Consider the following 24,675-nt stretch of genomic DNA (forward strand, 5'->3'; position numbering starts at 1 on the left):
TACGCCGATGATAGTGCGGATACCCGTGTGAAAGTAGGTAATCGTCAGGCTCCCTAAGCCGAGAACCCCCGCCCGAAAGGCGGGGGTTTTTGCATTTGCGCGACGGAAATGCGAGCGGGCAGTGGCAGATTGCTTTGGCTGGTCGATCGTATGTCGGTGCGAGCCGGCCGCGACGCCGACTCACCTTTGAACTCCATCCTTCAGCGATTCGCCTGCATATCGCAGTTCACCCGATCTGCGATGCATATCCAGCGACGACACGCCAACTGCTCCCCGACCGGCGCCACAAGCGCGTATAGGCAAACGTACCGCTGAAGGCGGTGCCGTCGAAACGACCTGCAAGCATTGCTCTTGTCGTCGTCAGGATCAGCTCTCCGATCGCATCCGCCCGCATTTCCTGGATATCCAGTGCGTCGAGATGCAGCAGCTTCGCCCGGTGCGCGGACAGGTCGTCGTTCTTCGAAATGATCACCCCGCTCGGAACGGTGAAGATCAAATCGTCATCCAGTAACGTGTCGAGTACCTCGGCGTCGTTGGTCAGCATGGCCGCGCGAAGTGCGGCTTCATACGGTTCGATCACTGCACGGACTGTATCCCGAACGGCATCCATATCGCGGCCCCACATCATTTCGAAGAAGCATGGCGCCATGCATGGTCGCACGGTTCTCGCGGCGACTCACACGTTGCGGGCATGCCGGCATCACGGTTACCCGACAGACGTTACTCCGCTTTCGGCAGCGCCTGGCGCCGGACGATCATCAGCGTGCAGATGCCGATCGACGCGATGATGTTGACCGATGGATAGAACGCGACCGCGACATTCCACCTGCTTAGCGCCAGCAACGCCAACGCGTACTTGAGCACGCACAGCGCGAAATACGCGAGACTCTCGCTCCACGGATCGTGCAGCGTCTTGCGCACGGTCGGGCCGAGGCCGGCAAGCTCGATCAGCGTGACGAGACAGATCGAGATCGTCGGGTCGTCGGTCAGCATCCAGAGCGGAATCGCCGACAACGCCGCGCACAGAAAAACCCAGTCGATGCGCGTCCAGCCGCGCTCGCCTCGAAAAATGCTCGCGACGAAGGTCAGGAAACAGGTGACGGCGATCGCTGCCGTACACCATGCCGAAGGACCGGCACCCGCAACGAACTGGCCGGCGGCCGCGATCGCGGTGACGACCGACCAGACGAGCCACGTGAACAGATGCGGACGGACGGTGCGCCGATAGATCGCGAGCGCGTACGGAATCGCTGCCAGCAGGGACACGGCAGATCCGATCACACCCAGCACCGAAGCAGCATCCTGATCGACGGTCACCATCGAAGCAGCCTTGTTCGTATGGGCTGACCAGTATGTGGTCGGACCGGACGATGTGCAACGCCGCACCGCTATTCGGCGCCGCGAGTCGCGCCGTCCATCGCCGTCGAACCTCGAAACGATCGAATCCAAACAAACCACCCAACGATCGCGAAGTCACAGGAAAACCGACTGCACGACGGTCGAGTGAATAGAAATAACCTCTTCAATGAGAAGAAAAACTGTTCTTTCAGATCTCTTTTTGATGACCGACAGTTTGACAACCGGATGACTGCCGCGATTCACGGCGGTCAGCGGCATCGGTCGTGCCCGCTGGCGTCTTTCGTCGGGTCGAGTCCAGGCGGAGAACAACGCACAAACGTCTGGTCGTCACAACGGAGTCTCGAATGAACCCAACTTCAACAGAAAACTATCGGCATGCGGACTGGAGACAACTCGCCGCGCAGATTGCGCCACGAACGCTCGCGCATATCGCCGGCCGCAACGTGCCAGCCCGAAGCGGCCATACGTTCGCCGCAATCAATCCGGCCACGGAAGCCGTCATCGCGGAAGTCGCGTCGTGCGACGCAGCGGATATCGACGATGCCGTGCGCGCGGCCCGCGAAGCATTCGAATCGGGCGTGTGGTCGCGTTGCGCGCCGGCCGAACGCAAGCGTGTGCTGTGCCGGCTTGGCGAACTGATCGTCGCGCATGGCGCGGAGCTCGCGCTGCTCGATTCTCTGAACATGGGCAAGCGCGTCGCGGATGCGATCAGCATCGACGTGCCGGCTGCTGCAGGGCTCTTCAGCTGGTACGGCGAAGCCGTCGACAAGCTGAACGGCGAGGTCGCTTCCACCGATCCCGGCAACCTCGCGATCGTCACGCGCGAGCCGCTCGGTGTCGTCGGTGCGGTGGTGCCGTGGAATTTCCCGCTCGACATGGTCGCGTGGAAGGTGGCGCCGGCGCTGGCGGCCGGCAACAGCGTCGTGCTGAAGCCCGCCGAACAATCGCCGTTGTCCGCGCTGCGTCTCGCGGAACTCGCGCTCGAGGCCGGCTTGCCGCCGGGTGTCCTGAACGTCGTGCCGGGATACGGCGAGACCGCCGGGCGGGCGCTTGGCCTGCATCCCGACGTCGACGTGCTCGCGTTCACGGGATCGACGGCCGTGGGCAAGAAATTCCTCGAGTACGCCGCGCAGTCGAACATGAAGCAGGTATGGCTGGAATGCGGCGGCAAGAGCCCGAATCTGGTCTTCGACGATACGGACGATCTCGATCTTGCGGCCCGCAAGGCCTGCTTCGGCATCTTCTTCAACCAGGGCGAAGTGTGCTCCGCGAATTCGCGGCTGCTGGTACAGCGCTCGATTCACGATGCGTTCGTCGATCGACTGATTGCGCATGCCGCCGCGTTCATGCCGGGCGATCCGCTGGATCCGGCGAGCGGCATGGGCGCGATCGTCGACGAACACCAGCATCGTCGCGTGTGCGACTGGATCGAGCGCGGCCGCAAGAGCGCCACGCTCGCGATCGGCGGAGGCGCGCCGCGTATCGATGGCAAAGGCTACTTCGTCGAGCCGACGATCTTCATCGACGTGAAGCATGGCGACCCGATCGCGCGCGACGAGATCTTCGGGCCCGTCCTGTCGGTGCTTCCGTTCGATACCGAGGATGAGGCGGTCCGTCTCGCGAACGACTCGATCTACGGGCTTGCCGCGTCGGTGTGGACCGGCAGCCTGTCGCGCGCGCATCGCGTGTCGGGCCGCCTGCGTGCCGGCACCGTGTCCGTCAATACCGTCGACGCGTTGAGCGCGCAGACGCCATTCGGCGGGTTTCGCCAGTCGGGTTTCGGTCGCGACTTGTCGCTGCATGCCATCGACAAGTACACGGGACTCAAGACGACCTGGATCAGTTACTGATCCGGTGCGGCGACCCGCATCACCTCGCACCGCTGCCGTGCAGACGAAGCCTGCCGCACCGGCAGCGCACCTGCCCCTTGCTTCACACAACGAAACCGGAGACTCGCACATGAATGCGCCCAACTTTCCGCATCGCACGACCCAGGACTATCAACGCAGCGACGCCGCGCATCACCTGCATGCATTCGTCGACCAGAAGGCGCTGAACCAGGAAGGCGCGCGCGTGATGGTGCGCGGCGAAGGCGTCTACCTGTGGGACAACGACGGCAACCGCTATCTCGACGGGATGTCGGGGTTGTGGTGCACCAACGTCGGCTATGGCCGGCCGGAGCTGATCGACGCGGCCGCGCGGCAGATGAAGGAACTGTCGTACTACAACATGTTCTTTCATACGACGCATCCGTCGGTGATCGAACTGTCGGAGCGGCTCTTTGCACTGCTCGGCAATCGTTTCAGCCATGTCGTCTACACCAATTCGGGTTCCGAATCGAATGAGGTGCTGATTCGCACCGTGCGCCGCTTCTGGGACGTGATGGGCAAGCCGGAGAAGAAGGTGCTGATCGGCCGTGTGAACGGTTATCACGGCTCGACGGTCGGCAGCGCGTCGCTGGGCGGCATGGCGTTCATGCACGAGATGGGCGACTTGCCGATTCCGAACATCACGCACGTCGACGAGCCGTACTGGTACGCGAACGGCGGCGACCTGAGCCCCGAGGCATTCGGCAAGCAGGCGGCGCTGTCGCTCGAACGCAAGATCCTCGAGATCGGCGCGGATCGTGTCGCCGCGTTCGTCGCGGAGCCGTTCCAGGGCGCGGGCGGCATGATCTTCCCGCCGGACGGCTACTGGCAGGAGATCGAACGCATCTGCCGTCAATACGACGTGCTGCTGTGCGCGGACGAGGTGATCGGCGGCTTTGGCCGTACCGGCGAATGGTTCGCACATCGCCACTTCGGCTTCGAGCCGGATCTGATCTGCATGGCGAAGGGGCTGACGTCGGGCTATGTGCCGATGGGCGGCCTGATCATGAGCCGGCGCGTCGGCGATGCGCTGGTCGAGAAGGGCGGCGTCTATGCGCACGGGCTGACCTATTCGGGGCATCCGGTCGCGGCCGCCGTCGCGCTGGCCAACCTCGACGTGCTCGAGCGCGAGCGTCTCGTCGAGCGGACGAAGACGGATACGGGCCCGTACCTGCAGCAGGCGTTGCGCGATGCGTTCGACGATCATCCGCTCGTCGGCGAAATCCAGGGCGTGGGCGCGGTCGGTGCCATCCAGTTCGCGAAGAACAAGGCGACACGCGAGCGTTTCGCGAACGAGGCCGATCTGACCTGGCACAGCCGGACGGTCGGGTTCGAACTCGGCGCGATCGTGCGTTCGACGAACGGCCGGCTGATCGTTGCGCCGCCGCTCGTGATCGACCATGCGCAAATCGACGAACTGGTCGGCACGATGCGCAAGGCCGTGGATGCAACCGCCAGGGAAGTACTCGGGATCGACTGCTGACCGGTTGCGTGGCGCGACTCCGCTCGATGCGGGACGAGCGGAGTCGCGCCTCGCGACGGATGCCGCTTCCGCGGCTCGCACGATTGCGTGTGATTCGGCAAGTGGCGATCCGGAGCGAACCCGATCGGATCGACCGAGGGTAGCAAGCACATCGGCGCTGGGTCGTTTTCTGGATGTCATGTAGGAATACGAATTGAATATTCCATGCATGAAGGCAGCGTTTCCCGTGCATGCAGAAGAACGCCTCCGTTGCTCGTGCAACTGACTTGCCCCGATCCCGCGCAAGCCAACGAACATCACAACAGAGACAAGGAGACGAAATGAGTCAGGGCGAGTCCATTGCTCATCTCGAGGAAAGCACGATCCAGCAGATTCCGCTGACCGAGCGGCACGGCAGCGCGAAGGACCTGTTCACGATCTGGTTCGGTTCGAACATCATGATGCTGACGATCGTCACCGGGTCGCTCGCGACGACGGTGTTCAAGCAGCCATTCTGGTGGGCGGCGCTCGCGACGCTCCTCGGCAGCCTGATCGGCGCGATCTTCATGGCGCTGCACTCCGCGCAGGGGCCGCAGCTCGGCGTGCCGCAGATGATCCAGACGCGAGGGCAGTTCGGTTCGTTCGGTGCGTTGCTGGTGGTCGCGCTGGTCGTCGTGATGTACGTCGGCTTCTTCGCGTCGAACTGCGTGTTCGGCGGGCAGGCGCTGCACAGCCTCAGCCTAGGGATCCCGCTCGACGCCGGTGTGGTGGCGATTGGCCTGATCAGCCTGCTCGGATCGATCTACGGGTACAAGCTGATCCACGCGTATGCACGGCTGCTGAGCTGGTGTTCGGGCACCGTGCTCGTGCTTGCATTCGTGTGGATCATCTTCGTGCACGGACTGCCGGGCGATACGTTTTCGAAGCATTCGCTGAACCTGTCGGGCTTTCTCGGTTCGATGTCGGTGGCCGCGCTGTGGCAGATCGCGTATGCGCCGTACGTGTCCGACTACTCGCGCTATCTGCCGCCGGATACGGGGCCGCGCACGGCGTTCTGGTCGAGCTACTGGGGCTGCGTGCTCGGCTCGTTCTTCCCGATGCTGCTCGGCTGCCTGGTGGGCCTCGCCACGCCCGACGGCAACGTCGTGAACGGCCTCACGGGCCTCACGCAGGGCATCAGCGTGCTCGTGATCGTCGTGCTGTCGTTCGGCATCGCGGCCAGCAACGCGATGGAGCTGTATTGCGGCGCGCTGTCGGCGATCACCGTATTGCAGACGCTCTTTCCGTCGTGGTCGGGCCGGGCCCGCGCACGGGCGATCACGGCGATCGTGCTGTGCTGCGTCGCGCTCGCGATCGCGCTGTTCGGGCAGAACAATTTCCTGGCCGGCTATACGAACTTCATCCTGCTGCTGCTGTACGTGCTCGTGCCGTGGACGGCGATCAATCTCGTCGATTACTACCTCGTCTGCCACGGCGAATACGACGTCGATTCGTTCTTCCGGCAGGACGGCGGCATCTACGGGCGCTTCAACGCGATCGCGGTCGGGTCGTATTTGATCGGCATCGTTGCGCAGGCGCCGTTCATGGCGACCGATCTCTATACCGGGGAGCTGGCAAACCGGCTGGGCGGTGCGGACATCTCGTGGATCGTCGGGTTGTCGTTGACGTCGCTCGTCTACTACGCGGGGTGCAAGCTGTTCTCGCGACCGATGCATGACGTTGCGCCGAGCATCGACGGCATGTCGCGCTGACCGCGCAGCGCCGGGCGTCAATGCTCCTGCTGCGCCGCATTGACGTCGCGGCGAAACGCGCCCGGGCTCGTGCCCGTCCATTTCCGGAACGCACGATGAAACGCGCTGGGCTCGGTGAAACCGAGCTCGGCCGCGATTTCCGCGACACTGAGCGTGTGCCCGCGCAGCAGCGACTGGGCGAGCGCGCCACGCAGTTCGTCCTTGATCGACGCGAAGCTCTGCCCCTCGCTGCGCAAACGTCGACGCAGCGTCGCGGGCGTCGTGCCGAGGCGGACGGCCAGCGTATCGAAATCCGGCCACTCGGCGGCCGGCCGCGCCTTCAGGTGCGCGCGCGTCTTCGCGACCCAGCCGGTGTCGTGCCGGTAGCGGACCAGCAGATTGCCGGGCGCGCCGCGCAGGAACGTCCTCAGCGCCTGCGCGGAGCGGATCGTCGGCAGCGCGAGGTATGCGGCGTTGAAGGCGAGCCGGCTGTCGGGGCGGTCGAAATGCACCGGCACGCCGAAGAACTGGTGGTAATCGCTGCGCTGATCGGGGCTCGGGCATGCGAAATCGATGCGCTGCAGCGGAATGCGGCGCCCGATCAGCCAGCACGCGACGCCGAGCAGGATCAGCCAGAACGTCCGGTAAGCGAACGCCGAATACGGTGCGCCCGACTGCGTCAGGACGATCTGCGCCTGCCCGTCGGCGACGACGAGTTCGCCGCGCGGCTCGTCGAGCACCACACGCAGGAACTGCAGTGCGCGCCGCAGCGCCTTCTCGAGCGTGCCCGCATGCAGTACGGCATGGCAGAGCAGCGTGAAGCTGCCACGCCGCATCGGGCGGGCGGCGAGGCCGAAGAATTCGTCGTCGATCGTGCCGGCGATCGCGAGCCACAGCCGGCCGTACTGTTGCGGCGTGACGGGCTCGCGCACGGTGTCCGGCAAGCCCGCGGCGCGCAGCACGGGGCCGACCGGAATCCGTTGCCGGCGCAGGCTCTCGAGTGCATCGTCGACGAAATCCGGCGAGATCATCTGCGGCCCCATTTTTCGTGCCCTCCTGACATGGCAAAAGCGATCACGATTCTAGATTCTGTTTGTCATTGATTGCAATGTGACGGCTGTCTACCATCATCGATATACCGCCGGTTCGCCGACGGTCATAACGAACAGGAGACACGCATGCGTGATGGAGCAAACGCCCGGGTGGTGCCGGCCTACGCCGATGCCGTGGCCGGCTTCCGTATCGAGACCGCCGCAACGCAGTTGCACGGCGACCTGGAGCGGGGCCTGAACGCATGCGTCGAATGCTGCGACCGGCATGCGGCGGCGGACGCGAACGCGATCGCGCTCGACTGGATCGACGCCGGCGGCCAGCACCGCAGTTTCACGTTTGTGCAGATGCAGGCGCTGTCGGCGCGCGTCGCGAACCTGCTGGTCGCGCAGGGCGTGAAGCCGGGCGACGTGGTGGCCGGCCTGTTGCCGCGTACGCCCGAGCTCGTCGCGACGATTCTCGGCACGTGGCGCGCGGGCGCCGTCTATCAGCCGCTGTTCACCGCATTCGGCCCGAAGGCGATCGAGCACCGGCTGCGCATGAGCGATGCGCGGCTGGTCGTGACCAACGTCGCGAATCGCGCGAAGCTCGACGAGATCGCCGATTGTCCCCGGGTCGCGACGGTGCGCGAGCCCGGCGACGCGCTGCCGGCCGGCGACATCGATTTCCGCGCGGCGCTGGATGCGCAGTCCGACACGTTCGAACCGGTGCTGCGCAAGGGCGCCGACCTGTTCATGATGATGTCGACGTCGGGCACGACGGGCTTGCCGAAGGGCGTGCCGGTGCCGCTGCGCGGGCTGCTCGCGTTCGGCGCGTACATGCGCGATGCGGTCGACCTGCGCGAAGGCGACCGCTTCTGGAATATCGCCGATCCGGGCTGGGCCTACGGTCTTTATTACGCGATCACCGGCCCGCTGCTGCTCGGCCATGCGACGACGCTGTACGAAGGCGGCTTCACCGTCGACAGCACCTACGACGTGATCGAACGGCTCGGCATCACGAGCCTCGCCGGCTCGCCGACCGCGTACCGGATGCTGATGGCGGCCGGCACCGACGCGGCGGCGCGCCTGAAAGGGGCGCTGCGCGTGGTCAGCAGCGCGGGCGAGCCGCTGAATCCGGAAGTCGTGCGCTGGTTCGACGCGGCGCTCGGCGCGCCGATCTACGACCACTACGGCCAGACCGAACTCGGGATGGTCGTGAACAATCATCACGGGCTCGCGCACGTCGTCCACGCCGGTTCGGCCGGCTTCGCGATGCCCGGCTACCGTGTCGCGGTGCTCGACGATGCAGGCCGCGAGCTCGGCCCCGGCGAGCCCGGCAACCTCGCGATCGACATCGCGCGCTCGCCGCTGCTGTGGTTCCACGGCTACTGGCAGCAGGACACGCCGGCGATCGCGGGCGGCTACTACCGGACCGGCGACAACGTCGAGCTGGAGCCGGACGGCACCGTGAGCTTCATCGGCCGCGCGGATGACGTGATCACGTCGTCCGGCTACCGGATCGGCCCGTTCGACGTGGAAAGCGCGCTGATCGAGCATCCTGCCGTGAGCGAGGCCGCCGTGATCGGCGTGCCGGACCCGGAGCGCACGGAGATCGTCAAGGCGTACGTCGTGCTGTCGAAGGGCGTCGAAGGCACGCCCGCGCTGGCCGACGAACTGAGTCAGCACGTGAAGCGGCGGCTGTCCGCGCACGCCTATCCGCGCGCGATCGACTTCGTCGACGCGCTGCCGAAAACCCCGAGCGGCAAGATCCAGCGCTTCGTGCTGCGCAAGATGGAAGCCGAGAAGGCCGTTCAATCCTGAATACTGAATACGGACTGCGAATGAATATCAAGGATCGCGTTTTTCTGATTACGGGCGCCGGTTCGGGCCTCGGTGCCGCGGTCGCGCGGATGGTGGCCGCCGAAGGCGGCAAGGCGGTGCTGCTGGACGTCAATGAAGACACCGGCGCGAGCCTCGCGCATGAACTCGGCGCGGCCGCGCGCTTCGTGAAGACCGACGTGACGAGCGACGCAGAAGGTCAGGCGGCCGTCGCCGCCGCGCGCGACGCGTTCGGCCGGATCGATGCGCTCGTGAATTGCGCGGGCGTCGCGCCGGGCGAGAAAGTGGTCGGCCGCGAAGGTCCGCATGCGCTCGACCGCTTCGCGCGCGCGGTGTCGATCAACCTGATCGGCACGTTCAACATGATCCGGCTGGCGGCCGACGCGATGTCGAAGCAGGACGCGAACGCGGAAGGGGAGCGCGGCGTGATCGTCAATACCGCGTCGGTCGCGGCGTTCGACGGGCAGATCGGACAGGCCGCCTATGCGGCATCGAAGAGCGGCGTGGTGGGCATGACGCTGCCGATCGCGCGCGAACTCGCGCGGTTCGGCATTCGCGTGGTGACGATCGCGCCGGGCATTTTCGCGACGCCGATGATGAGCGGCATGCCGCAGGACGTGCAGGATGCGCTCGGCAAGAGCGTACCGTTCCCGCCGCGGCTCGGCCGCCCGGACGAATTTGCGGCGCTGGTGCGCCACATCGCCGAGAATACGATGCTGAACGGCGAAGTCATCCGTCTCGATGGCGCGCTGCGCATGGCACCGCGCTGACACTGGAGGAAATCAATCATGACGACACAGGATCCGATCGTAATCGTTGGGGCGGCACGCACGCCGATGGGCGGTTTCCAGGGCGACCTGGCCGCTGCCAGCGCAAGCGACCTCGGCGCGGTGGCGATCCGCGCGGCACTCGAGCGCGCGAACGTACCGGCCGAGCGCATCGATGAAATCGTGTTCGGCTGCGTGCTGCCGGCCGGTCAGGGGCAGGCGCCCGCACGGCAGGCCGCGCTGAAGGCCGGGTTGCCGCTGGGCGCGGGCGCGACGACGGTCAACAAGATGTGCGGCTCGGGGATGAAGGCCGCGATGTTCGCGCACGACCTGCTGCTGGCCGGCTCGGCGGACGTCGCCGTCGCGGGCGGGATGGAGAGCATGTCGAATGCGCCGTATCTGCTGCCGAAGGCGCGTGCGGGGATGCGCATGGGGCACGGCCAGGTGCTCGACCACATGTTCCTCGACGGGCTCGAGGATGCATACGACAAGGGCCGGCTGATGGGCACCTTCGCCGAGGATTGCGCGCAGGCCTACCAGTTCACGCGCGAGGAGCAGGATGCGTTCGCGATCACGTCGCTGACGCGCGCGCAACGCGCGATCGCGGAAGGGCGTTTCGTGTCGGAGATCGCACCGGTGACGGTGAAGGCCGGCAAGACGGAAGCCGTCGTGTCGATCGACGAGCAGCCGGGCAACGCGAAGCTCGACAAGATTCCGACGCTCAGGCCGGCGTTCCGCGAAGGCGGTACGGTGACGGCGGCGAACTCGTCGTCGATTTCGGACGGCGCGGCCGCGCTCGTGATGATGCGTCGCTCGGAAGCGGAACGGCTCGGTCTCACGCCGAAAGCCGTGATCGTCGGGCATTCGACCTACGCGAACAAGCCCGGCCTGTTTGCGACGGCGCCGATTGGCGCGATCCGCAAGCTGTCGGAAAAAACCGGCTGGAACCTGCGCGACGTCGACCTGTTCGAGATCAACGAAGCGTTCGCGGTGGTCGCGATGGCCGCGATGCGCGATCTCGACCTGCCGCACGACAAGGTCAACGTGCACGGCGGCGCGTGTGCGCTCGGACATCCGATCGGCGCATCGGGTGCGCGCGTGATGGTGACGCTCCTGGCCGCGCTCGAAGCGTATGGTCAGAAGCGCGGCGTCGCGTCGCTGTGTATCGGCGGCGGCGAGGCGACGGCGATCGCAATCGAACGCATCGGCTGACGCGAACGCACGACGCCAACGCATCGTGCGCGATACGGCCGGCACGCCGTATCGCGACGCGGGCGGCGGGCATTGCGCAGGGTCTTCCTGCGTCGTGCTCGCCGCCCGTTTTGTCTTTCGGGGATGGCGCGCGCGTTACGCGTTCGCGTTCGGCGACACCGCGCCGCATGCGCGGATCACGAGCTGCACGACCTGCTCGGTCTTCTCGTCGAACCCCTTCTGCGTAAACGCACGCTTGCCGCTCAGCGCGCGGATTTGCGCATCGAAATCCGCATAGTGCTGCGTGGTCGCCCACACGAGGTACAGCAACGCGTGCGCATCGACCGGCGCGAGCAAGCCGCGCGCGATCCAGCCTTCGACCACGGCCACGCGCTTGTCGAACCACGGCTTCACGCGTTCCGACAGGATGTCCTGCATGTGCGTCGCACCGTGGATGATCTCGTTGGCCCACACCTTCGAGCCGAGCGGGCGGCGGCGCGACAGATCCATCTTCGCGCGTACGTAGCTGGCGATCGCCTCCACCGGATCGTCGCCGTCCTCGAACGATCCGGCCGCGTGGTGCCAGTCTTCGAACAGATCGTCGAGCACGCGGCGATACAGCGCGAGCTTGGTCGGGAAGTAGTAATGCAGGTTCGCCTTCGGCAGGCCCGCGCGTTCGGCGATCATCGCGGTGCTCGCGCCGTCGAGCCCGCGCTCCGCGAATACGGCTTCCGCACAGGCGAGCAAATGCGCTTCGTTGGACTCGCGGATGTGTGCCTTGCGTCGCCGCAAAGGCGTGTGCGTTTCGTCGGAGCCGGCCGCTTCGGCGCCCGCTTTGTCATGTCTCATCGTTGCCCTCGCGCGGCGTGCATGCCGCGTTGGGCTTCATTCTAGCCGCTCGTCTGCGTTGAGCGCACGCGCTTGCATCACGGCAGTGCGCGCCATGCTGCGATGCGGTGGCACGTTTCTCGCTCGGCGAGACCCGCGAAAGAAAGACATTGCATTGCACATTTTGATCGTCTAAAACCTGTCCAATCGGACAGGATTCGACGCGTGACGGAATCGAGTGCCAATGTCTCCGTCGCTCGATCGGACGCATGACGCGAACGATGCGCACATGCACATTGCGTGTGCGGGTTTGCCCCGACAGAAGCAATGCGTGCACCGGCATCGACCGGGATGACGACATGACGACCCCACAGGAGCGATACGAATGAACGCGGTATCGGAAACAGTGAAACGGGCAGCATTCGACACGTCGATCAAGGTCGACGGCAAGCGGTTGTGGGACAGCCTGATGGAGGTGGCGAAGATCGGCGCGACGCCGAAGGGCGGTGTCTGCCGCCTCGCGCTGACCGATCTCGATAAGGCAGGGCGCGACCTGATCGTCGGCTGGGCGAAGGCCGCCGGCTGCACGGTGACGGTCGATACGATGGGCAACGTGTTCATGCGCCGCGCGGGCCGCGTGGCCGATGCGGCACCGGTCGTCACCGGCTCGCACGCGGATTCGCAGCCGACGGGCGGCCGGTTCGACGGCATCTACGGCGTGCTGGGCGGTCTCGAAGTGATTCGCAGTCTGAACGATCACGGCATCGAGACCGAGCATCCGGTCGAGGTCGTGATCTGGACCAACGAAGAAGGATCGCGCTTCGCGCCGGCGATGGTCGCATCGGGCGTGTTCGCGGGCGTGTTCCCGCTCGAATACGGGCTGTCGCGCAAGGACGTCGACGGCAAGACGATCGGCGAGGAACTCGCCCGCATCGGCTATGCGGGCGACGTGCCGTGCGGCGGGCGCAAGCTGCATGCGGCGTTCGAGCTGCATATCGAGCAGGGGCCGATTCTCGAAGCGGAGTGCAAGACGATCGGCGTCGTGACCGATGCGCAGGGGCAGCGCTGGTACGAGATCACGTTCACCGGGCAGGAAGCGCATGCGGGCCCGACGCCGATGCCGCGTCGCCGCGACGCGTTGCTCGGCGCGTCGCGCGTGGTCGATCTCGTGAACCGGATCGGTCTCGATCACGCGCCGTTCGGCTGCGCGACGGTCGGCATGATGCAGGTGCACCCGAACTCGCGCAACGTGATCCCGGGCCGCGTGTTCTTCACCGTCGATTTCCGGCATCCGGACGACGCCGTGCTCGCGCGGATGGACGCCGCGCTGCGCGACGGCGTCGCGCGCATCGCCGCCGATATCGGGCTCGAAACCGAGCTCGAGCAGATTTTCTACTACGAGCCAGTCGCATTCGATCCGGCCTGCGTGGCGGCCGTGCGTGCCGCGGCCGACCGCTTCGGCTACTCGCATCGCGACATCGTGTCGGGCGCGGGCCACGACGCATGCTATCTGGCGCAGGTCGCGCCGACGTCGATGGTGTTCGTGCCATGCGTCGACGGCATCAGCCACAACGAGATCGAGGACGCGACGCCTGCATGGATCGAGTCCGGCGCGAACGTGCTGCTGCACGCGATGCTGTCGCGCGCATGCGAGCCGGCTTCATGACGCATCGCACGTAACGCAGCCAGGAGGCTGCCCGGCATCAGACCGTAGCATTCCTTATAAAAACCGCCCCGACTGTGCATCCGCAGCCGGCGGGGACGGCTTTGTCTCCACCCAGTCGAAGGAACGCGTATGACCACCAAGCCAACCGGCGATATCGCCGCGCATCGCCTGTCGTCCACGCAACTCTCGTGCGAATTCGCCGACATCGCGCCGCTGCTCGATCCGACTGCCGCGGCGGCCGCTGCCAGCCGCTGCCACTACTGCTACGACGCGCCCTGCGTGCAGGCGTGCCCGACGCAGATCGACATCCCGAGCTTCATCCGCAAGATCGGCAACGGCAACCTGAAAGGGGCGGCGATGGACATCCTGTCGGCGAATCCGCTCGGCGGGATGTGCGCGCGGGTCTGTCCGACCGAGATCCTGTGCGAAGGCGCCTGCGTGCGCAATCATCAGGATGCGCAGCCGGTTGCGATCGGCGCGCTGCAGCGGCACGCGACCGACTGGGCGATGGCGACCGGCGCGGTACGCTTCACGCGCGCACCCGATACGGGGCGGCATGTCGCCGTGGTCGGTGCGGGGCCGGCCGGGCTTGCATGCGCGCACCGGCTCGCGCTTGCCGGCCATCGCGTCACGCTGTTCGACGCGCGGCCGAAGGCGGGCGGCTTGAACGAATACGGGATCGCCGCATACAAGACCGTCGACGATTTCGCGCAGCGCGAAGTCGAGTGGCTGCTGTCGGTCGGCGGCATCACGCTGGAGACCGGCGTCGCACTCGGACGCGACGTGACGCTCGACGCGCTGCGCGAGCGGCACGACGCGGTGTTTCTCGCGATGGGCCTGGGCGGCGTGCGTACGCTCGCGATCGACGGCGAACAACTGGACGGCGTGATGAACGCGGTCGACTTCATCGAGCGGGTGCGGCAGGCCGACGCTTTGGAGAATGTGCCGGTCGGGCGGCGCGTGGTCGTGATCGGCGGCGGCAATACCGCGATCGACGCAGCCGTGCAGAGCCGCAAGCTCGGCGCGCAGCGCGTGACGATGGTGTACCGGCGCGGTGTGGAGGCGATGAGCGCGACCTGGGCCGAACGCGAGTTCGCGCAGAAAAGCGGCGTCACGCTGGTCACGCATGCGAAGCCGGTGCGTATCGCGGGCGCGGACGGGCACGTGACGGGCATCGAATTCGAGGCGGCGTCCGGCGAGCGCTTCACCGTCGACGCGGACATGGTGCTGAAGGCGATCGGCCAGACGCTGGTGCCGGACGGCGTCGACGCTGCATTGCTGACGGCGGACGGCACGCGCATCGCGGTCGATGCCGACGGCCGCACGGCGTTGCCCGACGTCTGGGCCGGCGGCGACTGCGCGGCGACGGGCGGCATCGATCTGACGGTACAGGCCGTGCAGGACGGCAAGCACGCGGCCGCCGCGATCGATGCGGCGCTCGCGCAGCGCGACGCCAGGGCCGCGTGAGCGCGGCATACGCAACGGCAGCGCGCACGTCACGCGCGCCACGATAAACGTCCCCATTCTCACGGAGCCGAACATGGCCGACCTTCGCTGCACCATCGCAGGCATCACCTCGCCGAATCCCTTCTGGCTCGCCTCCGCGCCGCCGACCGACAAGGCGTACAACGTCAACCGCGCATTCGAGGCCGGCTGGGGCGGCGTCGTCTGGAAGACGCTCGGGCTCGATCCGCACGTCGTCAACGTCAGTTCGCGCTATGGCGCGGTGCAGTGGAACGGGCAGCGGATCGCCGGGCTGAACAACATCGAGCTGATCACCGATCGCCCGCTCGACGTGAACCTGAAGGAGATCGCGCAGGTGAAGCGCGACTGGCCGGACCGCGCGCTGATCGTGTCGCTGATGGTGCCGTGCAACGAGCGCGACTGGAAATGGATTCTGCCGCTGGTCGAGGATACGGGCGCCGATGCGGTCGAACTGAACTTCGGCTGCCCGCACGGGATGAGCGAGCGCGGGATGGGCGCGGCCGTCGGGCAGGTGCCGGAATACGTCGAGATGGTCACGCGCTGGGTCAAGGAGGGCACGAAGCTGCCGTGTCTCGTGAAGCTCACGCCGAACATCAGCGACATCCGGATGGGGTCGCGCGCCGCGTACAAGGGCGGCGCGGACGGCGTGTCGCTCATCAACACGATCAACTCGATCGTCGCGGTGGACCTCGACCAGATGGCGCCGATGCCGACCGTCGACGGCAAGGGCACGCATGGCGGCTATTGCGGTCCGGCGGTCAAGCCGATCGCGCTGAACATGGTCGCGGAAATCGCGCGCGACCCGGAAACGCCGAACCTGCCGATCTCCGGCATCGGCGGGATTTCGTCGTGGCGCGACGCGGCCGAATTCATGGTGCTGGGCGCCGGCAGCGTGCAGGTATGCACCGCCGCGATGCACTACGGCTTCCGGATCGTGACGGATCTGGCGGACGGACTGTCGAACTGGATGGACGAGAAGGGCTACGCGACGCTCGACGACGTGCGCGGCCGCGCGGTGCCGAACGTCACCGACTGGAAATACCTGAACCTGAAGTACGACATCAAGGCGCGCATCGACCAGGACCGCTGCATCCAGTGCGGGCTGTGCCATATCGCGTGCGAGGACACGTCGCACCAGGCGATCACGGCCGAGAAGGACGGCGTGCGGCATTTCGAAGTGGTGGATGCGGCGTGCGTCGGGTGCAATCTTTGCATGCATGTGTGTCCGGTCGAGCAATGCATCACGATGGAGCGTGTCGACGCGGGCGACTACGCGAACTGGACCACGCATCCGAACAACCCGGCGCGCGTGGATGCGGGCGCGAGCCCCGCGCAACCGGAGAAGCACGCGAAGGCGGCCTGACCGGCGGCCGGCGGCGCGGCACCGGCCGCGCCGCTGCTTGTGTTCTGTTCGGCCGGCATCGTGCGATGCCGGCGCTGACGTTTACGTGGAGCGCCCTCGATGAAACCAGCAGCGATTCCCGCCGATTCCGACAGCGCCGCGGCGCCGGCCGGCAGCCTGTACAACGACGACCTGGCGCCGACGACGACGGCGCAGCGCACGTGGCGGTGGTATCACTTCGCGGCGTTGTGGGTCGGGATGGTGATGAACATCGCGTCGTACATGCTCGCGGCCGGGCTGATCCAGGAAGGCATGTCGCCGTGGCAGGCGGTGCTGACCGTGTTGCTCGGCAACCTGATCGTGCTCGCGCCGATGCTGCTGATCGGTCATGCCGGCGCGAAGCACGGGATTCCGTACGCGGTGCTCGTGCGCGCGTCGTTCGGCACGCAGGGCGCGAAGCTGCCCGCGCTGTTGCGCGCGATCGTCGCGTGCGGCTGGTACGGCATCCAGACCTGGCTCGGCGGCAGCGCGATCTATACGCTGTTGAACATCCTGACCGGCAACGCGCTGCACGGCGCGGCGCTGCCGATCGCCGGCATTTCGCTCGGGCAGCTCGCATGCTTCCTGGTGTTCTGGGCGCTGCAGCTTTACTTCATCCTGCACGGCACCGATTCGATCCGCTGGCTCGAAAGCTGGTCCGCGCCGATCAAGGTCGTGATGTGCGTCGCGCTCGTGTGGTGGGCGACGTCGCAGGCGGGCGGCGTGGGCTCGATGCTGTCGGCGCCGTCGCAGTTCGCGGTGGGCGGCAAGAAGGCCGGGCTGTTCTGGGCGACGTTCTGGCCTGGCCTGACCGCGATGGTCGGCTTCTGGGCGACGCTCGCGCTGAACATCCCCGACTTCACGCGCTTCGCGCATTCGCAGCGCGACCAGATCATCGGACAGTCGATCGGGCTGCCGCTGCCGATGGCGCTGCTGTCGGTGGTGTCGGTCGTCGTGACGTCGGCCACCGTGGTGATCTACGGCAACGCGATCTGGGATCCGATCGACCTGACGAGCCGGATGACCGGCATCGGCGTCGGCATCGCGCTGGTGATCCTCACGCTCGACACGATGTGCTGCAACCTCGCGGCGAACCTGGTCGGCCCCGCGTACGACTTCTCGAGCCTGTGGCCGAAGGCGATCTCGTATCGCACGGGCGGCCTGATTACCGCGACGATCGCGATCGTGATGATGCCGTGGAAGATCCTCGCCACGACCGACGGCTACATCTTCACCTGGCTCGTCGGGTATTCGGCGCTGCTCGGGCCGGTCGCGGGGATTTTGATGGTCGACTACTTCCTGATTCGCGGCACGCGGCTCGACACGCGCGCGCTGTTCGACGAGCGCGGCGGCTTCAGCTACACGCGCGGCTGGAACCCGGCCGCGCTGGTCGCGCTCGCGGTCGGCGTGCTGCCGAACCTGCCCGGCTTCCTGCACACGGCATTTCCGGCATCGTTCGCGAACGTGCCGGCGTTCTTCAACACGCTTTACACGTATGCGTGGTTCGTCGGTCTCGTGCTGGCGTCCGGCGTGTACGGCACCTGGATGAAGTGGCGCGCCGGACAGCGCGCGCAGATCGCGAGCGCCTGATGCACCCGATGTAGCCGATGCGCGGACACATCCGGCATCGGCGCCGCATGCGGCACCCGACAGTCAACGAGGAGGCAACGAAATGGCAATCCTGATTCGCGGCGGCACCGTGGTCGATGCAGACCGGACCTATCGTGCGGACATCCTGTGTGCCGACCCGCAGGACGGCGGCACGATCCTGCAGATCGCGGAGAAGATCGACGCGCCGGCCGGCGCGAGCATCGTCGACGCGCACGACCAGTACGTGATGCCGGGCGGCATCGATCCGCATACGCACATGGAACTGCCGTTCATGGGCACGACGGCGAGCGACGATTTCTACTCGGGTACGGCAGCCGGCCTGTCGGGCGGCACGACGAGCATCATCGACTTCGTGATCCCGAGCCCGAAGCAGCCGCTGATGGATGCGTTCCGCGAGTGGCGCGGCTGGGCCGAGAAGGCGGCGGCCGATTACGGTTTCCATGTGGCCGTCACGTGGTGGGACGAATCGGTGCACCGCGACATGGGCACGCTCGTGCGCGAGCACGGCGTGTCGAGCTTCAAGCACTTCATGGCGTACAAGAACGCGATCATGGCCGACGACGAGATCCTCGTGAACAGCTTCTCGCGTTCGCTCGAGCTCGGCGCGCTGCCGACTGTGCACGCGGAAAACGGCGAGCTCGTGTTCCAGCTGCAAAAGGCGCTGCTCGCGCGCGGGATGACGGGGCCGGAAGCGCATCCGCTGTCGCGTCCGCCCGAGGTCGAAGGCGAGGCCGCGAACCGTGCGATCCGCATTGCACAAGTGCTCGGCGTGCCTGTGTATATCGTGCACGTATCGGCGAAGGATGCGGTCGATGCGATCTCTCGCGCGCGCAGCGAAGGACTGCGTGTGTTCGGCGAGGTGCTGCCGGGCCATCTGGTGATCGACGAGGCGGTGTATCGCGATCCGGACTGGACGCGCGCGGCCGCGCACGTGATGAGCCCGCCGTTCCGCTCGGCCGAACATCGCGAGGCGCTGTGGCGCGGGCTGCAGGCAGGGCAGCTGCATACGACGGCGACCGATCACTGCGTGTTCTGCGCATCGCAGAAGGCGATGGGTCGCGAGGACTTCACGAAGATCCCGAACGGCTGCGGCGGCGTCGAGGACCGCATGTCGGTGCTGTGGCATCACGGCGTGAACCACGGCCGCATCACGCCGAACGAGTTCGTGCGGATCACGTCGACCAATGCCGCGCAGATCTTCAACCTGTATCCGCGCAAGGGGGCCGTGCAGGTCGGGGCCGACGCCGATCTGGTCGTGTGGGATCCGGCCGCGACGAAGACGATCTCGGTGAAGACCCATCACCAGCAGGTCGACTTCAACGTGTTCGAAGGGATGACGGTGCAGGGCGTCGCGACGCACACGCTCACGCGTGGAGCGCTCGCGTGGGCCGACGGCGAGCTGCGTGCGCAGCGCGGGGCCGGCCGCTACCTGAAGCGGCCGCCTGCCGCCGGCTACTACGAGGCCGCGCGCATCGCGAACCGGCTGCGCGAGCCGCACCCGGTCGAGCGGGCCGGCTAAGCGGGCCGGCTGCGCGGGCTCGGTCGAGCGAGCCCGTCAAGCGAGCCCGTCAAGCGGCCGCCGGGCGGGCGCGTTCGTTGCGATGTCAACGAGCGTCGCCCGCGCCTGTCTGGTGGATCGGGATCACCGTGCGCGCGCCGCATTCGCGCAGCAGGTCGCGCAGTTCGTTGATGACCGGAAACACCTCGTGGTTCCAATCGGCGCCCTGCCGGTCGTGCGCTTCCTGCTCGCGTTCGACGATCCAGCGATCCTCGCGGAAGATCCGCTCGGTGAACCAGACGAGCAGCGGCCACGCGAGATCGAGCGCGAACGGGATGCCCGGCTTGTGGATCGACAGCAGTCCGAACGTACGATTGGTACGCTGCGCCGCGTCGAGCGGCACGTAGACGATCCACAGGTCCATCACGAGCGTGCCTTCGCTCGAGCGGATCTGCAGCGTCTGGTACGGGTAGCCCGTGCGGACCGTCATCACGCTCTTGTTGGCCTGGTCGCCGGGCTTCTTGCTCGAACCGAACACGAGCGCCTCGCCGACCGGCTGCTTGCCTTCCATCCGCGCGAACGTGTAGTCGACCTCGACCCAGTCGTCGCCGCGGCGGCGGCCGACGCTGCGCGCGCGCATCTGTCCCATCTGCTTGCGATGCAGGAACTGATGGTTCATGTCCATCAGATTCTCGTGCATGAACGAGTAGTGGCACTTGACCTCGCGGCCGAAACGGCGTGTCTTGTATGCGGGATCGTCCGCCGATTCGAGTGCGGGAAACGGGCGCTCGCCGGCGAGCGTCGCGTCGCCGGGGAAGACGAAGATCAGCCCGTGCGCTTCGCGGCACGGGTATGCGCGCACGCCGTTGGGCAGGCGATCGCGGCCGAGATACGGGACGTCGACGCAGTGGCCGCTGTCGCACGCGTAGGTCCAGCCGTGGTAGCAGCACCGCAGCGTTTCGCCGGTCACGACGCCCGCATGCAACGGCACCTGGCGGTGCGCGCAACGATCTTCGAGCGCATACACGGCGCCGGATTCGGTGCGGACGAGCACGATCGGGTCGCCGGCGAAATGCACGCCGAGCGTCTTGCCGCGCTTGAGTTCGCGCGACCACGCGAGCGGATACCAGTGATCGGGATGGATCGGCACGCGGCGCAGGTCGCGCACGACCGCGCCGGTGGACGGTTGTTCGAGGGTGCCGCTGTCAGACAAAGGCACTGCGCGCATGCGTGACGCCTCCTGGCTCGACTGGGGTTCCGAGCACCGCGAAACGCGGCGGGAATCTGAAGCAGTCTACGCGAAGTTGGCGTGCCAAGCGGGTGCGATACGGGTATGCCCGGTCGGCGCGGCGCGGGTTTCCTTGATGCAGCGCAAACCAGGGCGGCGGCGCGGGGTGCTCGAGCCGCGCCGCCCGCCCGGTACGCCGTCACATCCGCGCATCGCGCCACAGCACCGCGTCGGCGCGGTACAGCGCGGGGAAGCGCTGCTTGAGTCCGGCAACCTTCGGCAGGTCGTTGTATGCGATGTACGGCGCGTCGGGGTGCAGTTCGAGGTAGTTCTGGTGATACGCCTCGGCCGCATAGAAGCCCTTGTACGCTTCGACGCGCGTGACGACGGGCGCCGCGAATGCGTGCGCGGCGCCGAGCTGCGCGATGTACGCCGTCGCGACGGCGCGCTGCTGCGCCGTGGTCGGAAAGATCGCCGACCGGTATTGCGTGCCGTCGTCGGGGCCTTGCCGGTTGAGTTCGGTCGGGTCGTGCGCGACGGAGAAGAACACCTGCAGCAGCCGGCCGTACGTGATCTGCGTCGGGTCGTACACGATGCGTACCGATTCCGCATGGCCCGTGAGGCCGGTGCCGACGAGCGCGTAGTGCGCGGTTTCGGAGGCGCCGCCCGCGTAGCCGGCCGTGACCTGCTTCACGCCCTTCACGTGCTCGAACACGCCCTGCACGCCCCAGAAGCAGCCGCCTGCCAGCACGGCCGTTTCTTCGTGCGCCGCGCCTGGTGTTTCGTCGAGCGTCGGTGCGGGCACCGCATGCATCGGTTCCGCGGACGCGACGACGCGCTGGTAGCCGAACACGGCGGCGGCCGCGACGGCGATCGCGCCGATGCGGCGCAGCATGACCGCCCGCCGCCGCGGCGGGCAATCGCGAGTGGATGTCGGGATCATGGTTTGCTCCTTCGGAATGCGGGACGGAAGACGGCGGTCGGGCGGCGTGCGCGATCAACCGAACGTGAACGCATAGGCATCGACGCCGGGGTCGAGAAACTCGATCGAGAACGTGCGATCGGCGATCGCGCCGGGCTGCCGGACGAGCTGGTACAGGCGCTGCCCGGTGACGGTGCCGTAGCCCTGCGCATCGACGTCGGTGCCGTGCGCGGCGCCGGGCGCCGCACCGTCGAGCGTCACGCGAAAGCGCACCGGCTTGCCGTTCGCGCTCGGGCCGAGCACGAGGTGCAGGTCGCGCGCATGGAAGCGGTAGACGATCTTCCCGGCCGGCGCGGCGAGCGTCGCGCGCTCGGCGCCGACCTGCCACGCGCCGGCGAGGCCCCAGTCGTTCAGTTCGGGATGCGCGGGCGCGTCGTAGCGGTGCGTCGCGTCGCGCACGACGCCGCCCGGCGACGTGAAGTCGTCGGCGCGTGCATAGCCGACATAGGTTTCGGGCGAGCGCACGTCCGCGCTGTCGGCCGCCGCGAGCGCACCCTTCGCGGGCGTGCCGGTGAGGCCGAGCGGCACGTTCAGCGCTTCGGGGTGGCCGGCTTCCGCGAGCAGCGACTGGATCGCGCGTTCCGACTGCGCGTATTCGCCTTCGCCGAAGTGGTGATGGCGGATCCGCCCTTGCGCGTCGATGAAGTAGTGCGCGGGCCAGTATTCGTTGCCGAATGCGCGCCAGATCGCATAGCGGTTGTCGATCGCGACCGGGTAGTCGATGCCGAGGTCGTGCACGGCCTTCTTCACGTTGCCGATGTCGCGTTCGAACGCGAACTCCGGCGCGTGCACGCCGATCACGACGAGCCCGTACGGCGCATATTTGCGCGCCCACGCGGTCGTGTACGGCAGCGTGCGCAGGCAGTTGATGCACGAGTACGTCCAGAAATCGACGAGCACGACCTTGCCGCGCAGGCCGGCCGCCGTCAGCGGCGGCGAGTTCAGCCACTGCACGGCGCCGTCGAGCGACGGCAGCGCGCCTTCGACGGGCAGTGCGGCCGGGGCGTGCATCGCGGGCGTCGTGTCGGCCGCGCGCATCATCGCGCTGCCGGTCATTGCACCGCCCGCGGCCGGTGCGTCGCCGGACGTTGCGGCCATCATCGCGCCGCTCGCTGCGCCGACGCTGCCTCCGGCGTTGCCGGTCGCGGCCATCGCCACGGGCGCGCCGTTCGAGTGGCCGCCGAGCCGGTCGACGAGCTTCGTTTCCAGCCCGCCGGTCGTGACGGTCGACAACTGCGCGAGCGCACCCGTATCGAGGCCGAGCGCGATCGCCGCGACGCCGGCCAGCAGCGTCGCGCCGATGCCGCGCCGGATCCATTCGCCGGCGCCGAGCGAGCGCTTCATCGCGGCGAACACCTTGCCGCCGATCACGAGCGCGATGCCGAGCGACGTTGCCGCGCCGGCCGCGTACGCGACGAGCAGCACCGTCGTGCCGACGCTCGCGCCGCGCAGCGCGGCGCCGGTCAGCACGAGTCCGAGGATCGGGCCCGCGCACGGCGCCCACAGCAGGCCGGTGGCGACGCCGAGCAACAGCGACGACACGGGGCTGGCCGCGCGGCCGTCGCGCTGCGCGAAGCCGGTGAGCCGGTTGCCTGCCGCGACGAGCGGACGCGTCAGGTGTTCGGCCAGGCGCGGCAGCAGCAGCGTCAGGCCGAACAGGGCGAGCAGCGCGATGGCGAGCCAGCGGCCGGCCTGGTTGGCCTGCGCGACCCAGCCGCCGCCGACGGCGGCGAGCGTGGCGACGACGGTGAACGTGAGCGCCATGCCGACGAGCAGCGGCAGGCCGGTGCGCACGAACGGCTGGTCGGCGCGCGCGAACACGAACGGCAGCACGGGCAGGATGCACGGGCTCAGGATCGTGAGCACGCCGCCGAGATAGGCGAGGACGATGAGCAGCATGGAGGCATCTCCGGTCGTTCAGTTCAGGAAGGTGGCGGCGGCTCAGGCGGCGGCCGGGTGGAAGACGAGCGCGAGCCCGTTCATGCAGTAGCGCAGCCCGGTGGGCGGCGGGCCGTCGTCGAACACGTGGCCGAGATGGCCGCCGCAGCGGCGGCAGTGCACTTCGGTGCGCGCCATCCCGAACGACGTATCGACCTCGGTCGCGACCGCGTGGTCGAGCGGCTTCCAGAAGCTCGGCCAGCCGGTGTGGCTGTCGAATTTGGTGCTCGACGAGAACAGCGCGAGGCCGCAGCCGGCGCACGCGAACATGCCGTGGCGGTGCTCGTCGTTCAGCGGGCTGCTGTACGGCGGCTCGGTGCCGGCGTCGCGCAGCACCGTGTATTGGGCTGGCGTCAGGCGGCGGCGCCATTCGGTATCGCTGAGGGTGACTTCGAACGGGGCGGCCATCCGTGGGGCGGCCATCCGCGGGGCGGCCATTGGCTTGGCGGCGGGTTCGGCGCCGGTGGCCGGCGGCGCGGCGAACGCGCGACCGACCAGCGCACGGCGGCCGACCGACGACAGCGCCGCGAGCGCGGCAAGGCCGGTGGCGCCGGCGAACAGCAGATCTCTACGGGTGGGCATGGCGGGCTCCTGGAAACAGGTGCTGAAAACATGCGCACAGAGTAGGCAGCGGCCGGTGTCGAAGTCCTCACGGAAAGTTAAACGATTCGTGAGGTTCGCGGGGTTCCGTGGGGATGCGGTGGAATCTGTCGAAGCGCCAACTGGCACGGGCCTTCGAGCGGGTGAGCCGACGATGTTTACCCGAGCGCCGGTTCGCGCCGCGATTTTTAGTGTTCGTAGCGTTGCGTGG

The 24,675-nt window shown here is 67.3% G+C and carries 19 protein-coding genes; 11 read left to right on the forward strand and 8 right to left on the reverse strand.

What is annotated here, in order from left to right:
* Window positions 1-226: 226 nt before the first annotated feature.
* Window positions 227-610, reverse strand: a complete 384-nt coding sequence (locus BME24068_RS25035; protein ID WP_174927802.1) for a nuclear transport factor 2 family protein — start codon at window positions 608-610, stop codon at window positions 227-229.
* A 110-nt stretch (window positions 611-720) separates the two neighbouring features.
* Window positions 721-1,320, reverse strand: coding sequence for a hypothetical protein (locus BME24068_RS25040; protein WP_174927718.1), 600 nt, complete (start codon window positions 1,318-1,320; stop codon window positions 721-723).
* A gap of 383 nt (window positions 1,321-1,703) precedes the next feature.
* Here BME24068_RS25040 and BME24068_RS25045 point away from each other — a divergent pair, with 383 nt between their 5' ends.
* The 3 genes from BME24068_RS25045 to BME24068_RS25055 all read left to right on the forward strand — a co-directional run bounded on the left by BME24068_RS25045 (window position 1,704) and on the right by BME24068_RS25055 (window position 6,440).
* Complete coding sequence (locus tag BME24068_RS25045) at window positions 1,704-3,209, forward strand: aldehyde dehydrogenase (RefSeq protein ID WP_174927719.1); 1,506 nt, start codon at window positions 1,704-1,706, stop codon at window positions 3,207-3,209.
* A 109-nt stretch (window positions 3,210-3,318) separates the two neighbouring features.
* Complete coding sequence (locus tag BME24068_RS25050) at window positions 3,319-4,710, forward strand: aspartate aminotransferase family protein (RefSeq protein ID WP_174927720.1); 1,392 nt, start codon at window positions 3,319-3,321, stop codon at window positions 4,708-4,710.
* A 320-nt stretch (window positions 4,711-5,030) separates the two neighbouring features.
* Window positions 5,031-6,440 carry a purine-cytosine permease family protein gene (locus BME24068_RS25055; RefSeq protein ID WP_174927721.1) on the forward strand — a complete coding sequence of 470 codons (1,410 nt, stop codon included), beginning with the start codon at window positions 5,031-5,033 and terminating at the stop codon, window positions 6,438-6,440.
* A 17-nt stretch (window positions 6,441-6,457) separates the two neighbouring features.
* On the opposite strand, the gene BME24068_RS25060 is transcribed toward BME24068_RS25055, so the two are convergent.
* The gene (locus BME24068_RS25060; RefSeq protein ID WP_174927722.1) at window positions 6,458-7,462 is read right to left on the reverse strand and encodes an AraC family transcriptional regulator; all 1,005 of its coding nucleotides are present in this window, start codon (window positions 7,460-7,462) and stop codon (window positions 6,458-6,460) included.
* A gap of 135 nt (window positions 7,463-7,597) precedes the next feature.
* On the opposite strand from BME24068_RS25060, the gene BME24068_RS25065 reads away from it, so the two are divergent.
* The 3 genes from BME24068_RS25065 to BME24068_RS25075 are packed head-to-tail and all read left to right on the forward strand — an operon-like array spanning window position 7,598 to window position 11,268.
* On the forward strand, window positions 7,598-9,271 hold the full coding sequence (locus BME24068_RS25065) for an acyl-CoA synthetase (RefSeq protein WP_174927723.1): 1,674 nt from the start codon (window positions 7,598-7,600) through the stop codon (window positions 9,269-9,271).
* 20 nt (window positions 9,272-9,291) lie between these two features.
* Window positions 9,292-10,059, forward strand: coding sequence for a 3-hydroxyacyl-CoA dehydrogenase (locus tag BME24068_RS25070; RefSeq protein ID WP_174927724.1), 768 nt, complete (start codon window positions 9,292-9,294; stop codon window positions 10,057-10,059).
* A gap of 18 nt (window positions 10,060-10,077) precedes the next feature.
* Entirely contained in the window at window positions 10,078-11,268 is a 1,191-nt protein-coding gene (locus BME24068_RS25075) for an acetyl-CoA C-acetyltransferase (RefSeq protein ID WP_096505824.1), read from the forward strand.
* A 135-nt stretch (window positions 11,269-11,403) separates the two neighbouring features.
* Here BME24068_RS25075 and BME24068_RS25080 read toward each other — a convergent pair whose 3' ends face one another.
* The gene (locus tag BME24068_RS25080; RefSeq protein ID WP_096505826.1) at window positions 11,404-12,096 is read right to left on the reverse strand and encodes a TetR/AcrR family transcriptional regulator; all 693 of its coding nucleotides are present in this window, start codon (window positions 12,094-12,096) and stop codon (window positions 11,404-11,406) included.
* A 364-nt stretch (window positions 12,097-12,460) separates the two neighbouring features.
* Between BME24068_RS25080 and BME24068_RS25085 the strand changes: the two genes are divergently transcribed.
* The 5 genes from BME24068_RS25085 (at window position 12,461) to hydA (ending at window position 19,737) form a co-directional block, all read left to right on the forward strand.
* On the forward strand, window positions 12,461-13,741 hold the full coding sequence (locus tag BME24068_RS25085; protein WP_174927725.1) for a Zn-dependent hydrolase: 1,281 nt from the start codon (window positions 12,461-12,463) through the stop codon (window positions 13,739-13,741).
* Between the two features lie 129 nt (window positions 13,742-13,870).
* A complete protein-coding gene (locus tag BME24068_RS25090) occupies window positions 13,871-15,208 on the forward strand; it encodes an NAD(P)-dependent oxidoreductase (RefSeq protein ID WP_174927726.1) in 1,338 nt (445 codons plus the stop codon).
* A 73-nt stretch (window positions 15,209-15,281) separates the two neighbouring features.
* Window positions 15,282-16,589, forward strand: a complete 1,308-nt coding sequence (gene preA / locus BME24068_RS25095) for an NAD-dependent dihydropyrimidine dehydrogenase subunit PreA (protein ID WP_096506094.1) — start codon at window positions 15,282-15,284, stop codon at window positions 16,587-16,589.
* 99 nt (window positions 16,590-16,688) lie between these two features.
* On the forward strand, window positions 16,689-18,197 hold the full coding sequence (locus BME24068_RS25100; protein WP_174927727.1) for an NCS1 family nucleobase:cation symporter-1: 1,509 nt from the start codon (window positions 16,689-16,691) through the stop codon (window positions 18,195-18,197).
* Window positions 18,198-18,279: 82 nt separating this feature from the next.
* A complete protein-coding gene (hydA, locus tag BME24068_RS25105; RefSeq protein WP_096505834.1) occupies window positions 18,280-19,737 on the forward strand; it encodes a dihydropyrimidinase in 1,458 nt (485 codons plus the stop codon).
* Between the two features lie 85 nt (window positions 19,738-19,822).
* Here the strand turns inward: hydA and BME24068_RS25110 are convergent, their stop codons facing one another.
* The 4 genes from BME24068_RS25110 to msrB all read right to left on the reverse strand — a co-directional run bounded on the left by BME24068_RS25110 (window position 19,823) and on the right by msrB (window position 24,446).
* Window positions 19,823-20,944 (reverse strand): aromatic ring-hydroxylating oxygenase subunit alpha, encoded by a 1,122-nt coding sequence (locus BME24068_RS25110; RefSeq protein ID WP_174927728.1) that lies wholly within the window; start codon window positions 20,942-20,944, stop codon window positions 19,823-19,825.
* A gap of 199 nt (window positions 20,945-21,143) precedes the next feature.
* Window positions 21,144-21,887 (reverse strand): peptide-methionine (S)-S-oxide reductase MsrA, encoded by a 744-nt coding sequence (gene msrA, locus BME24068_RS25115; protein ID WP_096505838.1) that lies wholly within the window; start codon window positions 21,885-21,887, stop codon window positions 21,144-21,146.
* Window positions 21,888-21,941: 54 nt separating this feature from the next.
* A complete protein-coding gene (locus tag BME24068_RS25120) occupies window positions 21,942-23,825 on the reverse strand; it encodes a cytochrome c biogenesis protein DipZ (RefSeq protein WP_174927729.1) in 1,884 nt (627 codons plus the stop codon).
* 42 nt (window positions 23,826-23,867) lie between these two features.
* Window positions 23,868-24,446, reverse strand: a complete 579-nt coding sequence (gene msrB, locus BME24068_RS25125) for a peptide-methionine (R)-S-oxide reductase MsrB (protein ID WP_174927730.1) — start codon at window positions 24,444-24,446, stop codon at window positions 23,868-23,870.
* Between the last annotated feature and the right edge of the window lie 229 nt (window positions 24,447-24,675).

Origin of the sequence: Burkholderia anthina, from assembly GCF_902498995.1 — a bacterium.
Lineage (GTDB): Bacteria > Pseudomonadota > Gammaproteobacteria > Burkholderiales > Burkholderiaceae > Burkholderia > Burkholderia anthina.